The sequence below is a fragment of the Acidaminobacterium chupaoyuni genome (assembly GCF_047936785.1).
Taxonomy (GTDB): Bacteria; Bacillota; Clostridia; order Oscillospirales; family Butyricicoccaceae; genus Acidaminobacterium; species Acidaminobacterium chupaoyuni.
Genome location: NZ_CP176394.1, coordinates 594,354 through 609,102, shown reverse-complemented (window position 1 = coordinate 609,102; position 14,749 = coordinate 594,354). Strand labels below are relative to the sequence as shown.

Annotated in this window: 11 protein-coding genes; 4 read left to right on the top strand and 7 right to left on the bottom strand. The window is 54.8% G+C overall.

Annotation, left to right across the window (positions count from 1 at the left end):
* Positions 1-128 precede the first annotated feature (128 nt).
* The 4 genes from ACJA3I_RS03005 (at position 129) to ACJA3I_RS02990 (ending at position 2,213) form a co-directional block, all read left to right on the top strand.
* Entirely contained in the window at positions 129-662 is a 534-nt protein-coding gene (locus tag ACJA3I_RS03005; RefSeq protein WP_458863292.1) for a nitroreductase family protein, read from the top strand.
* A 320-nt stretch (positions 663-982) separates the two neighbouring features.
* Positions 983-1,456 (top strand): hypothetical protein, encoded by a 474-nt coding sequence (locus ACJA3I_RS03000; RefSeq protein ID WP_458863291.1) that lies wholly within the window; start codon positions 983-985, stop codon positions 1,454-1,456.
* On the top strand, positions 1,380-1,625 hold the full coding sequence (locus ACJA3I_RS02995; protein ID WP_458863290.1) for an S-layer homology domain-containing protein: 246 nt from the start codon (positions 1,380-1,382) through the stop codon (positions 1,623-1,625). Before ACJA3I_RS03000 ends, ACJA3I_RS02995 begins: the two co-directional genes overlap by 77 nt.
* Positions 1,626-1,655: 30 nt before the next feature.
* Positions 1,656-2,213 carry a GNAT family N-acetyltransferase gene (locus ACJA3I_RS02990; protein WP_458863289.1) on the top strand — a complete coding sequence of 186 codons (558 nt, stop codon included), beginning with the start codon at positions 1,656-1,658 and terminating at the stop codon, positions 2,211-2,213.
* Positions 2,214-2,303: 90 nt separating this feature from the next.
* Here the strand turns inward: ACJA3I_RS02990 and ACJA3I_RS02985 are convergent, their stop codons facing one another.
* From ACJA3I_RS02985 to ACJA3I_RS02955, 7 genes are all read right to left on the bottom strand, one after another.
* Positions 2,304-4,046: a [FeFe] hydrogenase, group A gene (locus tag ACJA3I_RS02985; RefSeq protein WP_458863288.1), complete on the bottom strand. Its 1,743-nt coding sequence runs from the start codon at positions 4,044-4,046 to the stop codon at positions 2,304-2,306.
* Positions 4,040-5,878, bottom strand: coding sequence for an NAD(P)-binding protein (locus ACJA3I_RS02980; protein ID WP_458863287.1), 1,839 nt, complete (start codon positions 5,876-5,878; stop codon positions 4,040-4,042). The genes ACJA3I_RS02985 and ACJA3I_RS02980 overlap by 7 nt, the downstream gene beginning before the upstream one ends.
* Before the next feature lie 142 nt (positions 5,879-6,020).
* Positions 6,021-6,260 (bottom strand): hypothetical protein, encoded by a 240-nt coding sequence (locus tag ACJA3I_RS02975; protein WP_458863286.1) that lies wholly within the window; start codon positions 6,258-6,260, stop codon positions 6,021-6,023.
* 118 nt (positions 6,261-6,378) lie between these two features.
* Positions 6,379-7,152, bottom strand: a complete 774-nt coding sequence (locus ACJA3I_RS02970; RefSeq protein WP_458863285.1) for a MerR family transcriptional regulator — start codon at positions 7,150-7,152, stop codon at positions 6,379-6,381.
* A gap of 173 nt (positions 7,153-7,325) precedes the next feature.
* Positions 7,326-8,489, bottom strand: coding sequence for a MalY/PatB family protein (locus ACJA3I_RS02965; RefSeq protein WP_458863284.1), 1,164 nt, complete (start codon positions 8,487-8,489; stop codon positions 7,326-7,328).
* 312 nt (positions 8,490-8,801) lie between these two features.
* Positions 8,802-9,356: a LemA family protein gene (locus ACJA3I_RS02960; RefSeq protein WP_458863283.1), complete on the bottom strand. Its 555-nt coding sequence runs from the start codon at positions 9,354-9,356 to the stop codon at positions 8,802-8,804.
* Between the two features lie 165 nt (positions 9,357-9,521).
* Positions 9,522-14,744 carry a DUF5057 domain-containing protein gene (locus tag ACJA3I_RS02955; RefSeq protein ID WP_458863282.1) on the bottom strand — a complete coding sequence of 1,741 codons (5,223 nt, stop codon included), beginning with the start codon at positions 14,742-14,744 and terminating at the stop codon, positions 9,522-9,524.
* Between the last annotated feature and the right edge of the window lie 5 nt (positions 14,745-14,749).

The following is a 14,749-nucleotide window of genomic DNA, read 5'->3' as shown; positions in this document are numbered from 1 at the left end:
GAATAGTATCAGTTTAACGCATTGAGCAGGGGGAAGCAAGGCGAATCTGCTGAGGTCTTGCAATTTCCGCGCGTTTTAGTATACTGATAAGTAATCTATCGCCTTTGGCGTAATCAGGAGGTCTTTTTATGGAATTGACTCAGCTGGTCCATCTGCGTGAAAGCTGCCGCCATTATCTGCCCCGCCCGGTGGAGCGCGAAAAACTGGAAGCTTGTCTGGAATGCGCCCATCTGGCGCCTTCGGCCTGCAACAGCCAGCCCTGGCATTTCACCGTGGTCACAAATCCCGAGCTTGTGAAAAAGGTGGCGCCCTGCCTTCAGGAAATGGGCATGAACGGTTTTGCTTCGCAGGCGCCGGCCTTTATCATCATCAACGAAGAAAAAGCCGCGCTGGCCGCCACCGTGGCATCAAAAATGAAAAGTCAGGATTATGCCCAAATGGATATCGGCATCGCCACCGCTCACCTGGTTCTGGCGGCGGCGCAGCAGGGGCTTGGCACCTGCATTCTGGGCTGGTTCAACGAAAAGAAATTGAAACAGCTTCTGGAGATGCCCGAAGAAAAACGCATCCGTCTGGTGATCGCCGTGGGCTATTCCGCCGATGAAGCCCCCCGCCCCAAAAAGAGAAAGCCCTCGCAGGAGATCATCGATTTTCGTGATTAAGCCTTGCCGGCTTCGGCGCGCGGCGGCCCTGCCCCCGATTTTCAATATGCGCCGCCCCGTGAAACGCCAAAACGAATCCCCCGCCGCCTTTTGATAACGGCTCACAGAAAGCCGGAATTGCTGCGAATGGCAAATCATTCGCAGCAATTTTTGGTTTGCTTGCGTGGCTCACCGGCCGCCTGCCGTGATCCCCGCTTTGCCTCTCATTCATCAGCCCCCGAAGGCCGGTGATTTGCGCCGCCCCGCCAGGCTTTGACAATTATTTACACCTGTGCTATGCTTGACCTATCATCCGATCAAACACAGGGGGGCGTGAGCCTATGACACGGAAAAATGCAAAGAGACTGATTGCGCTGCTGGTCGCATCGGCGCTGCTGGCGGTGGGCGGTCTGCCCGCCTTTGCCATGGAAACGGGCCAGGTGGGCCGGCGGCATGTGGCCGCAACAGAATGCTATATCGACAAAACGGGGCTGGTTCGCGCATGGACAGGCGAAGTGATCGCGCTGCCCGGCAAAGCGGTAGACCTCGCCGCCGGCGTCAACGCGGCGGCGGCAAACAGTGTGCTGAATACCGCCGCTGTTCTTGCCGACGGCAGTCTTTATGTCTGGGGCCGCAACCTGAGCGGCTGTCTGATTTCCGGCCAGCCCGAAAAGATTGAGCAGCCGACAAAAGTGAAGGGCCTCGCCAATGTTGTTTCCGTGAGCCTTGGCGACGGCTATGGCTTCATTGCCCTCACAAGCGACGGCGATCTTCGCCCATGCGCTGCCCGCATCAGAGCTGAAAGCCACCCGTGATGCCGCCGCGCCGGATGTGGCCGCCGCCGACCCCTATGCCTCGGAAATCGACATGCTTTATAAGGCCGGCGTTCTTCACGGCGACGATGAAGCCGGAACCTTCAGCCCGGCCCGCAACATCTTGCGGGCAGAAGCCGCCGCCATCTGCCTGCGGCTGGTGACGCAATAAAACACCGCCATCACACAACGGAGGGAAATTATGATTATCGAAGATATTGAATACCGGCTGAAAGATGGGCGCAAGGCCTGCATCCGCAGCCCCAAAGAAGAAGACATTCAAGGCGTGCTGGATTATCTCTATCTCTCAGCCGCCGAAACCGATTTTATTTTGCGTTATCCCGAGGAATGCGGGAAATACACGGCCGAAGACGAAAAGAAGCTTTTCGACCGCGTCAACGCATCCGAAAACGAAGCCATGCTGCTCTGTGTGGTGGATGGAAAGATCGCCGGCAACTGCCATATTGCCTGGAGCGGCCACCTCAAAACCCGGCACCGCGCAAGCGTTGGCATTGCTTTGCTGCGCGAATTCTGGAATCAGGGCATCGGAACAAGATTCTTTGAAGAATTGATCCGCATCGCCGAAGGAAACGAAAACCTCATGCAGATCGAGCTTGATTTTGTCGAAGGAAACGCTCGGGCCAGAGCTTTATATGAAAAAATGGGATTCCGCATCGCGGGCATAAAGCCCAACGCCATCCGTTTGAAAGACGGAACCCTGTTGAATGAATATTCGATGATCCGAGAGATCAAGCGATAATTCCCCAACGGCGGGGCTGAAAATCGATTTGTTTTCCCCATAAAAAAAGAAACGCGCGAAAATTTTCGCGCGTTTCCTTTTTTTAATCGATCAGTCTTCCATCTGTGAAGGCATCTGCCACGCATGGTGATCGGTATGCAGCAGATGATGCGATCTTTCGCCCAGGGGCTTGCCCAGATAATCGTGATAAAGATCCAGAATATCCCGGTTTTCGTGGGAGAAACGCACAACGGATTTTGCATCCAGCCCCCACAGAAGATCGCCGCGCAGGGCGGCCATTTCTTTGCCGTCGTGGATAGGCTGTCCGCCGCCGCCGGCGCAGCCGCCGGGGCAGGCCATGACTTCCACAAAGTCATAAGCGACTTCGCCGTTTTCCACGGCTTCCATCAGTTTGCGAACATTGCCCAGCCCGCTGACAACAGCCACGCGCACATCGCCCGCGCCGGGGATCGAGAACACGGATTCTTTCCAGGGCCTGTCGCCGCGAACGGAACGGAAGGCATCGGGATCGGGGTTCGCGCCGGTGACAAGGTAATAGGCGCTGCGCAGCGCAGCATCCATCACGCCGCCGGTGGCGCCGAAGATCACCGCCGCGCCCGAACCGGAACCCAGCGGGTTATCGAACTGCTCTTCCTTCAGATCCATGGGGCGGATATGTTCGCTGCGGAGGATGCGGGTCATTTCGCGGGTGGTGATGGCCACATCCACATCCTGATCGCCGCAGGCATCCCGCATGGTGGGGATCTCGCATTCATGCTTTTTCGATACGCAGGGCATCACCGAAACCACAAACATCTTGTGGGGGTCAATGCCCATCTTTTCGGCAAAATAGCTCTTTGCCACGGCGCCGAACATCTGCTGGGGCGATTTGGCGGTGGAAAGATTGTCGGTATAAGACGGGAACTGCGATTTGAGGAACCGCACCCAGCCCGGGCAGCAGGAAGTGAACATGGGCCAGACATATCTGTCGCGGTGGGTGAAGCGTTCCACAAACTCGCTGCCCTCTTCCATAATGGTGAGATCGGCAGAGAAATTGGTATCGAACACATAATCAAAGCCGATGCTGCGCAGGGCGGCGGCCATGCGGCCCGGTGTGGCGAAAGAAGGTTCCAGCCCAAAAGCTTCGGCCCACGCCACGCGCACAGCCGGGGCGACCTGCACCACAGTGGTGATCTCGGGGTCGCCCAGCGCATCCAGCACGCGAGAAGTTTCGTCGCGGGCGGTCAGCGCGCCGGTGGGGCAATGGGTGATACACTGGCCGCAATAGGTGCAATCGGTATCTTTCAGCAGCCTGTTTTCGGAAACATCGACGGTGGTGCGGGAACCGGTCCCCGCGATATCCCAGATATGCATATCCTGGATCTTATCGCAGACCTGCACGCAGCGCATACATTTGATGCATTTGCCGGCTTCGCGGATGACCGGGGTTGACAGGTCGATCACCGAAGGTTCGGGCTGCACAGCATAGGGCTGATAATGGATATTGAGATCCTCCGCCAGATTCTGCAATTCGCAGTTGCGGCTGCGGATGCAGGTGGTGCAGGAGGTGTTATGCTGAGATAACAGCAGGCGCAGGTTGGTGCGCCGCGCTTCGCGCACGCGGCGGGAATTGGTATGCACCTGCATGCCTTCCGTCACATCGTTGTCGCATGCGGGAACCAGGCGCTCGTAACCGTCCACTTCCACCACGCACATGCGGCAGGCGGCGATTTCGTTGAGGCCCTTCAGGTAACACAGATGCGGGATCAGAATGCCGATGCTCTCTGCCGCATCCAGAATGGTCGTGCCCTCTTCTACACAAACGGGGCGGTTGTCGATGATTGCATTTACCATTTTTCCACGCGTCCTCCCTTAAAGACTCCGTAACCGAAGTGGTCGCACCGCAGGCAGCGGGAAGATTCCTGCTGCGCTTCTTCCGGCGTCATGCCGCATTCGATACAGATGAAGTCGTTTTTGCGTTCGCTGGCGTCGCGTTCCGTGGTGTTGACCCTGCCGCAGGCATGCAGGTCATAGAAACGGGGCTCGGGCATTTCTACATCCGTGGTGATTTCGTGATGGAAGCCCAGATATTCATCGATATTCGCGGCGGCGACCTTGCCGGCCGCAATGGCGCGGATAACGGTGGCGGGGCCTGTGACACAATCGCCGCCGGCAAACACGCCATCCATATCGGGAACGGAGGTGCTGTTATTGGCAAGCAGTGTGCCGCGGCGCTGGATCTTGATGCCCGATTGTTCGAAACCGCGGCTTTCGATGCCCTGGCCGATGGCCACAATAATCAGATCGGCGGGAATGCGGCGGGCGGGAACATCCGCGGCTTTGGGGGCGGGGCGCCCGTTGGCATCCACCTCGCTGATGATCTGGGGCTGTGTCCACAGCGCGCAGGCATTGCCGTTTTCATCGGCTTCGATGCGCACCGGCGCTTCCAGCGCCAGAACCTCCGCGCCTTCCGCGATGGCGCCTTCCACTTCTTCGGGCTGCGCCGTCATGTCTTCCTGGCGGCGGCGATAAACGCAGGAAACCTTTTTGGCGCCCAGACGAACGGCGCTGCGGGTCACATCCATGGCCACATTGCCGCCGCCGATGACCACGATGGTTTTGCCGGTGAAATCGGGCATTTCGCCGTCGCCGATGCCGCGAAGCAGCTCTACCGCCGAGGTGACGCCCTTGCTGTCTTCGCCTTCGATGCCCGTCTTTTTGTCGGTATGCGCGCCGATGGAAAGATAGAAGCTGTCATATTGTTTTTTCAGCTCTTCCATGGTGATGTCTTTTCCGACTTCCACATCTGTATAAACCTTGATGCCCAGAGAGAGAATCGAGGCAATTTCACTATCCAGCTTGACGCGGGGCAGGCGGTAATCGGGAATGCCGTAGCGCAGCATGCCGCCCAGCTGTTTACGCTTATCATAAATGGTGACATCATGGCCCATCAAAGCCAGATAATAAGCGGCCGAAAGACCGCCGGGGCCGCCGCCGATCACAGCGACTTTTTTACCGGTGGCTTTGGCGCATGCGGGCTGGCCGACTTCTCCCGCCTGATCCACCGCATAGCGCTTAAGGGCGCGGATGTTCACCGCGTCATCCACCATTCTTCTGCGGCAGCGCGCTTCGCAGGGATGCTCGCAGATATAACCGCATACCAGAGGCATGGGGTTATCTTTGCGAATAAGCTTCACAGCGTCGGCATAGCGGCCCTCGCTGACCAGCGCCACATAACCCGGGATATCCACGCCCGCGGGGCAGAGCGCCACGCAGGGAACGGGGTTATGCAGGTTGCCAAGGCAGCGGTGGCGAAGGATATGCTCTTCATAATCATCCCGAAAACCGTTCAGCCCCGTAAGCACCAGCCGGGCGGCCTCGGTGCCGATGGCGCAATCGGCGGTATCCATCACCGTTTGGGCGGTGTCTTCCAGATGGTGAAGGTCACGCATGGTGGCTTTCCCATCGAGGATCTTTTCAAGCATATTGGCGATCTGGGTCAGGCCGATGCGGCAGGGCACGCATTTGCCGCAGGTCTGGGCGCGGCAGAGGTTCAGAAAATTCAGCGCCAGATCGACCGGGCATAAGCCCGGAGGGCTGGAAGCGATGCGCTGCTCCATGCTTCGATACAGTTGATCCACAACGGTTTGCGCATGACTGGGGGTTTTGATATCGAGTCTGCTCATTGTGTTCACTCCTTATATTCTCTCTCTTGCTCGATCAATCCGGAAGGGAACCGATGAATGTTCAATATGCCTTGAGTCGCAGACAGTGACTCAGCAGAGTAAGTAAATTATAACATATTTCCCGCAAAATGTCTTACTGTTTTTATTGACTTTTATCATATTTTATTGAAAAAAATCTATTGATTGCGCTTGATTCAATAATTTTTTCGATAAGCCCGCAAACGCTTTCCCAAGCGGCAGCGCCGCGCTCCATCGGTTTTTGCCGCCGGCGCTGCCTTTCGGCGCCATCTTCAAAGACTGCATAAAATGGAAAGAAGCGCCAAAAAAGAATCTCTTCTTCTTTGGCGCTTTTTCTTTTTGCCGGGGCGAGGCCCGCCGCCAAACGCGGCGGGCAAAATCGTTCCCCGGAGGGGAACATGACGGTTTTTTTCGGATCTCCCCTGCGGGGCCGAATCTCCTTGCGCGCGATGCTGCGCGGGCCTGCCTGACCCTTTGTGCTTTCAGCTCTTTTCGGAATGATCCTTCTCTTTTTTTGCCGCGCAGTAACTTTCAATGGCTTTGCTGAAAAACGCGGCAAGGCCGGGGGCCACGCTGTCGATATTGCGGGTGAAGCGTTCATCCGCCACATACATCTGCCCCAGACCCGCCAGGATTTCATCGGTGCAGTCATAATAATTTTCGGTGATGAAGCGCTGCCAGCGTTCCACCAGCTGCCGGGCGCGGGGGCTTTCGGGGCCTTCTTCGCGGCAAGCCGCCAAAGCCGAGAAAATTTCTTTCATCCCCTCGCCCATGGCCTGCCAGCCGGCGTCATCGTTGTGTTCCATCCGCCGGATGCTTTGGCGATAAGCCTCGGTGTTTCCATATTTTTCGCGGGTCTCTTGGGCATAGCGCTCCTGCGCCCGCTTGAGTTCACTGCCGTCAAAGGCTTTCAGATCCATGATCGGTTCTCCTTTCAAACGCTTTCGCACCAATTCCAGGATGCGATCGAGCCGTTGGCGCTTGAGCATCAGCAGGGCTTCCTGCTGTTTCAGCGCCGTTTCTTCTTCATAAGAAGGCGATTGCAAGATCCGGGCGATCTGCTTGAGCGGAAATTCCATCTCGCGCAGCAGCAGGATCTGCTGCAAACGCAAAATTTCTTCTTCGCCATAGCCGCGGAACCCCGCCTGATTCACCCGCCCGGGGCGAAGCAGCCCGATCTCATCATAATAATGCAGCGTGCGCACGCTGATGCCGCAGAGTTTGGCCACCTGGGCCACGGTTTTTTCCTGAGCCATGGTTTCCACTTCCCTTCCGATCTTTAGCATATACTATGACGCAGCGTGAGAGTCAACACCTTTTTTCAGAAAAGTCAAAAATTTTCCGCTTCGGCCGCCGCGCAAGGAGGCAGAAAAAGGCGGAAAAGCAGTTTGATGCTTTTCCGCCCTTTGAACCACCGGCCGGTGGAAGATTATTTTTTCAGCCCGTCGATCATGCGGTTGACCGCGATCTCAACATTTTCGCGCTTGGTGGCCAGGTTCATGCGCACAAAGCTGCCGAAGCGTTCGCCGCCGAACCATTCGCCGTAATCCAGCGCCAGCTTGCATTTGCCCTGCATGAATTCTTTGATCTCTTCGGGTTTCACATAAGCGCCCAGATCGATCCACAGCAGATAAGTGCCTTCCAGCGGCGATACCACCACACCGGGCAGCGCCTTCATCAGCGTTTCAGAAGCATATTTGGCGTTGCCTTCCACCACCTGCTTCAGTTCTTCAAACCACGCTCTGCCCTTGCTATAGGCGGCTTCCACCGCGATATAGCCCAGCGCGTTGCCGCTGACGATGCGGATATTGGTGGTGAAAGCATCCCAAAGCCCGCGCAGCTTTTCATCGGGGATCACCACGATGGAATTTTGGCAGCCCGCCAGATTGAAGGTTTTTGTGGCCGCCGTCACGGTGATGAGCATATCATCATATTCGCCCACAGTGGCGGTGGGATAATGCACATGGCCGCCGAAGGTGAGGTCGTGATGGATCTCATCGGAAATGACATAAACATGGTGCTTGCGGCAGATTTCCATCAGGCGCGCCAGCTCTTCTTTCTTCCAGACGCGGGCCACGGGGTTATGGGGCGAACAGAGAATGAAGGCTTTCACATCGTTTGCGGCGATCTTCTTTTCAAACGCTTCAAAATCGATGGAATAAACGCCGTGATCGTTGATAAGATCGCAATCGATCAGCTTTCTTTTATTGTTATTGATGGCGTTGAGGAACGGATAATAAACCGGGGTCAGGGTGATGACGCTGTCGTTTTCACGGGTCAGCATCTGAAGCATCCAGTTGATGGCCGGCACAACGCCCGGCGCAAAGCGCATCCATTCTTTTTTGACCTCATAGCCATGGTAGGTTTTTTCCCAGTTGATAAAGCTGTCATAATAATTCTGGGGGATCTTATAATAGCCCATCACGCCAAAATCCACATAGGCGCGCATGGCATCCATCACACAGGCGGGAACCTTGTAATCCATATCCGCCACCCACATGGCGTGCAGGTTTTCTTCGCCGAACATGGTGGTCTGGCCATCCCATTTATTGCAGTCTGAGCCTTTTCTTTCCACATAAACCAATTGCGACATTTCGGGGAGCCTCCTTCAAAATTTTGTTCAGTTACAGTATTTATCATTTTTCACGCTTTGTCAACCGCTCATTTTTTAATAATCAGCTTCTTTTTTGATTTGCAGCTGCATTTTCCGCAAGTTTTTCTGAATTTTATTTGTTTGCCGCATTTTCTTTTTATCCCTTATAAAAATTTATCCATTTTGTTAAGTTCATTGACATTCCCGATGGATCACCGCCGATTTATCAAATTTCAAAATATCCGCCGCTTCTCGGGGCAAAGCAAAAGGGCCTGCCGCGATTTTGCGGCAGGCCCTTTGAAAAGCCGGCTTTTATTTCATGCTGGGCATATCGCTTTTGTTCTGGTCGGCCTGCAGATATTGGCGCTGGCTAAAGCCCAGCATGCCCGCCACCAGCGAGGTGGGGAACATTCTGGTGGCGCGGTTGAGCTTTGTCACGCTGTCGTTATAGATCAGGCGGCTGGCGCGCACCATGTTTTCATATTGGTTCACCGAATCCATGGTCTTCTGATAGCTTTCGTTGGCTTTCAGTTCGGGGTAGCTTTCAGAAACCATCGAAATGCGCCCCAGGGCTTCGGTGATGATGTTTTCCTGCGCCGTCACTTCATCAGGGGTCGATTTTTCGGTGATGACGCTGCGGCGGGCGCGGATCGTCTGAAGCAGGGTTTCACTTTCATGGGCGGCATAGCCCTTTGTGAGATCTAAAAGCGCCGTCAGCGCATCAAAACGCGAGGATAACTGCACGCCGATCTGGCTCATGGCGTTATTGATGTTTTCATCCAGTCTCACCAGATTCCGCTGGGTAGACATCACCCAAAGCACGACCAAAACGACCAGCGCCAAAAGAACGATCAAAACGATTTCCATTCCAAATTCCTCCTAATGATTTTTCTGGGCCTCTGTGTGTGAAAGAATTGCCTTTAGTATAACAGATATTTCCGAAAATAGCGAGTGTTTCCGTTATGCAGAAAAAACGCCCTTTTTCACGATGGAAAAAGGGCGTTTTCTTTATTTTGCGTTGGTTTTTTGCGGTTATTTCAGCGGCAGAAGCCCCAGTTTTCTCAGTTCCATGGCCGCATAGCCGCTATAGGTTTTTGTGCCGATGGCGGTGTTCACCTGAACATAGAAGTTCATGGTTCCCTTTTCCGATTCACCGAAGGCATCCAGCACCGATTGCGGCAGATAGATCTTATAAACGGTGTTACTGCTCAAATTGCGGTTTTCCACCGGTGTTCCATCGGCCAGATAAAGCTGAAAATTCTTCACTTCGCTGGCGTTGGTGGTGAATTTGTCAGAAAGCGCAACCGCTTCGTCATAAGCGTTTTCATAATAGAATTTCACCGAAACCGATTTGCTTGAAGAAAGGTTCGGGTCTGTGATGACGAAAGAAACCGCGCGTTCTTCCGATTTGAGGTCATCACCCGCCAGAATGGTTCCCGCAAAGGTGTCTGTGCTCTTATATTCCGCGGGGAAATAGCTGGCGTTGATGGTGTTGCCCGATTGCGATTTGAATTCCACCTTGGCGGCTTCCGCGCCGGCGCGGTAAGCGGCGATCATGGTGTTCACGAACAGCTGGGCTTCGGCATCGGTCACATCGCCGGGGCTATGGCCGGCGCCCGAATAGGTGACATTGCCTTTGTTATAGATATAATATCCGTTGACGGCATCGTTTTTCATTTTGTCATAGGTGCCGCCCGCAAGGCAATACCACACCACAGTGTCATCTGAATTCATGTTCAGCTGATAATATTGTTCATGGGTGGATGCCACCGACATTCTTGTCTGATTCAGGTTATAGGGGAATGTGGTGATCTGGCCCTGATTGGTCTGGGAAACCGTTGTTGTTGCATAAGCGCTTTCAACAAGGTTGCCGTCGCCGTTTGTGTTCACGCTGATGCCGCTGTTCATGGTCTTCTGGTTTTTTGCGTTCGAAAAACGCAGCATGGTCAGCGAGGTGAAGCCTTGGGTGGAATAGAGCGTGCCGGCCTTCTCGGTTTTCGGCTGATAGGCGATGCTGTAGCCCGCATCTTTCAAGGTTTGGGCCGTTGTGCTGTTGAAGCCGCTGTAGCCGCCCGCCACAAGGCCGCCTTTCTGGGGCAGCGGCGAATAGGCGGTGATGCCATATTGGCGGTTCGTCACGCCATAGCGATCAAGGCCCACCGCGTCGCGGATGACCGAGTTGAAATAATAGCCCCAGTGCCACTGGCCGCCATAGATATTGCTGTTTCCTGTGGTGGTTTGATAATTGCGCACAGGCAGGTTGACATAAGAAGTGTTATCGTGGGTGAACAAAACCGCTTTGCCGCTGTCGATATAATCTACCACGGCATTGGAAGCGTTCAGCGAAAGCCCGCCCCACGACTGGCCATAGCCATAGCCATCGCCAAAGCCCAAAATCAGCATGTTGTATTGGCTGAATTCGGCATCCACCGCGGCTTTCGACATGGAATCGAAGTGCTTAATGGGTTGTGTGGTGACTTTGATATCATAGATCCCCTTGCTGCGCAGCGAATCGAACAGGCCATGATATTTCGTGTTGCCTTCGAGTGTAAAGTCGCCATAGGTGATCTGCAAAATTTTCAGTTCTGTGGCTTTGGGCGGTTTGATATAAGTATAACCCTTCTGCGAAGCATGGATCTGATCTGAACCGACCTTCACCACTTCCACTTTCCACGGGATGATGCCCGCGAAATTATCGGGCAGCACGCGGGTGATGGAATAGGCCGTTTTATCCCTCAGCTCACTGGGGGTGATCTTTTTGCCCGCCGTTTCATCGCGGATCAGAAGGTCGGTGAGTTCTTCACTGGCCGCATAACGGCCGTCGGCGTTCAAATCGATATAAAGATGGCAGGTATAGCGGGTGGAAGAGGGGGTGCTGTCGGTGGGGTTCTCGATCCGGAAGCCGAAAGACAGCGTCTGGCGATCTACCAGGCTGGCGCTCAGCTGCGAATCTCCCGTATATTCCGCGGGTTTGTTCGTCATCACCAGCGAAGGCTTCGAAAGGTTCAGATATTTCAGAACCGTGTTTTTCTGCGCCTTGGCTTCGGCGGCGGGCATCACATTGATCTGGGGCAAAATGCCCGTCATGGTTTCATACAGCACAGAACTGCTGTCGATGCGATCGGGGTCCACCGCGTAATCGGTAGGCTCGCGCCGGGGGATCACCGCGTCTTCCACGCGGCTTGTGCCCACCTGGGCGGCATAGCTTGTGGCTGCCTTGCCGGTTACACTGTAATACAAGATACGATTACCGCTTTGATCGAAGACCTGCCAATAATAATAAGTAGCGTCTGTGCTGATCACCGGCTGAGAAGATCCTGTCTGCCACTCTGAATTACTGTAGTCATAAAAATAATAGCTGTAGTTTGCCTCGGGGGTCATTTTTGCTGTCAGTGTCACGCTGCCTCCGCTGGCGACCTGTGAAACCGAAAAGGCATATTTTGTGGTGTCTGTCACATCTCGTGTGGGGTGACTCCACCCCCAAAAACCCGATTGCCGGGTTATTGCCTGTGTATAATAGGTTTTTCCGCCCACTGTCACGCGGCAGCGATAAGTTCCGCCATTATCACCCACCGTAAGTTCAGCGCCGGTCGCGTTTTTTACGGTCTTCCACGCATTCCCCTTGAGTTGCTCCCACTGATAAGCGGGGGTGGTGCTCCAGATGTTATCATAGCTTACCGTATATTTCGTGCTGTCCCACCAATCCGTGGTGCCGCTGACGCGGAAGGGATATTGATTGGCCCAACTGTAGGTGGTGTCGCTGATTTCCACATTGCTGCCCTGTTGGATCACCGTAACACGGTTGCTGGTGGCCACATAGCCTGCATCTACCTCAAGCGTTGCCTTGCAGGTATAAACGCCTGTAGCTGTGGCATAAGCGCGGTAAGTCTGGCTTGTGGCGCCGCTGATCGGCGAGTTTCCGAGATACCACTGATAGCTGATGGTGCCCGCCAGCGCAGGTTCTGTGGAAGCCTGAGCCGAGAGGTTCAGAATGCCGCTTTGAATGCTGCCCGTGATGGTGACGGAAAGCGTGGTTTCTTTGCGTTCGGGCTGGCCGGGCCGCACCAGATCATCCGACAGGATGATGGGGAAGCCGGAGTTTGCAAAGTTTTGCAGTTCCTGTTTTTTGCGGTCGGTGATATCATTGCCCGAAAAGCGATATTCCGAAACGGCCGAATTGATGCGCGCCGCCGAAAAATCCCGTGTGGTCGCGCCGTTATAAAAGCTGGGGATGGTGAACCAGCTGCTGCCGGAATAATCGGCATCCACCAGCCCGCTGAGCTTCAGGTTGCTGTAATAGCGGTCGCCGATGTTGGAATAAAGCAGACCGCGCATGGAAGGATCGTTATAAACGGCCACCGGTTTGCCGTTTTCGGTTTCGGTATTGAAGCCGCTTGTGCTGGCGCCCAGATAGACCATGTCATATTGTTCGTTGATATCTTCGATCTTGGCGATGAATTCCGCCGTTGACATCACGGTGACATGGATATTCGCCGCGGTAAGCCCGCTATCGGAAGGCAGCCATTCCAGAACCTTGCTTTCATTGCCTTTCAGTTCGCTGCCCTGTGTCTGCGGCTCGATCTCTAAAACGCGGATCTCTGTTTTGGCGTTTTCTACGCGCTGGCCTTTGAAGTTGATGATATAGCGAAGGCAGCCCGCCATGGTCACTTCTTCCGGCAGCTTTTCATCGGCCGTCATCTGCGCCCTTGTGCGCAGGAAGTTTTCATATTCGATCTCTTTCATCACCGCATAGTAAGGGGTGCCTTCGGTGCTCCAGAGGCTGCTGGCGAAAGGCAGGCCGAACTGGGCGGTGGCCAGCTGCTGCCGCTGGGCATCGGGCCAGAAAGAATAAACGCTGTCATCGATAAGGCTCTGAGTTTTTCCGCCGCCCAGGGTCTGGGCCAGCTGCGACATCACCGCCTGATTGCTGTTTTGCAGGCGGGCATCGATCAGCACAGGGCGTTTATCCGCCGCCGCCTGCACGATCAGGTTGGCCTGATCGGCGCTGAGTAAATTCTGCTCATAGCCTTTCATCATCTCGGCGCCGCCGTTTTCCCAATCATAGCCCGCCGAAACCACCAGCATATCGGCGTTTTGCAGCATATTATCGGTGACCTCGGCGGGGGTCAGCGAAAACACTTTCACTTTTACAGGGGTGTCTGCCTGGTCGAACACCTTGCCAAGGAACCACTGGGCGTTGGTATAACCGCCCGAGATCTGCACGCTGCTGTAGCGCACGGGCATGGCGGGTTCGCTTTCGCTGAGGGTCATGGAATAATCGCCCTGCCCCTGCCCCGCGTAAACATAGCTGTTGGCCTTCATGGCGAAATAGCCGTTCGCCACTTCTTCAAAGCCATCGGCCTGCGCGCTGTAGCAGGCGGTATCCGAACGCTGGTCATAGGGCCGCCCCGTGGTTTCCACGCGGTAATAGGTCTGCGAAAGATCCAGCGTCAGGTCTTTGCCCAAAATGCCCACATATTGATATTTTTTGGGGCCGTCGGGCTGCTGCGCATCCACGGGTGAAAGCAGATACATGGCCTGCCCTTTATAATCGGAAGGGCTGTGGTTGTCAAGATCCAGCTTTGCGAAAGTGGGCGCGTAATAATAAAGCCCGTTCTGTGTGGCGGTTTCATAAGAAAAATATTGGATGCTCTGGTTTGCCGTGCCCAGGCCCTGGCCGTTTTCATCCACGGCCAGCGTGGGGTCGCTGTTCTGATCGAAAACGCCCTGGTTCTTGCCCTGATAAGTGAATTTGGCATGAAGCTGCGTTTCTTCTTCGCGCTTTGCGCCGCCGCCATCCACGAGGTTCAAAGTCTGCGCGTTTTGCACAGGGGTTTCCCAAGGCATCTGCTCGCGGTAATCGCCCGCGCTTTGCAGGGGCGTTGTGCCGGCATCGCCCAAAAGGCCCAGGCCGCGCAGTTTTTGAAACACGCCGTTTGCATAATCGGCGCGGGCCTGCGCCCCTGTCAGCGCAGCGGCCGCGCTGCGCCATGCGGCGGTGGGTTCCTGATCTTTGATATAATAGCCCATGCTGCCATAGCCCATGCCGTTTTTCGCGCCGTAGGGCACGATCTCTACAATGGTGAAAGGCAGACCGGATGTTGTTTTTTCCTGTTTGATGCTTTCGATGTGATCCAATGATTTATAGGCCAGCACCACATCCGAACCCATCAGTGTGGTCATAAACATCAGCACCGCCAAAAAAAGCGCCGCGGTGCGGGTGGTCTTTTTCCCGATGCCTTTCTGTTTTTTCATGCTTA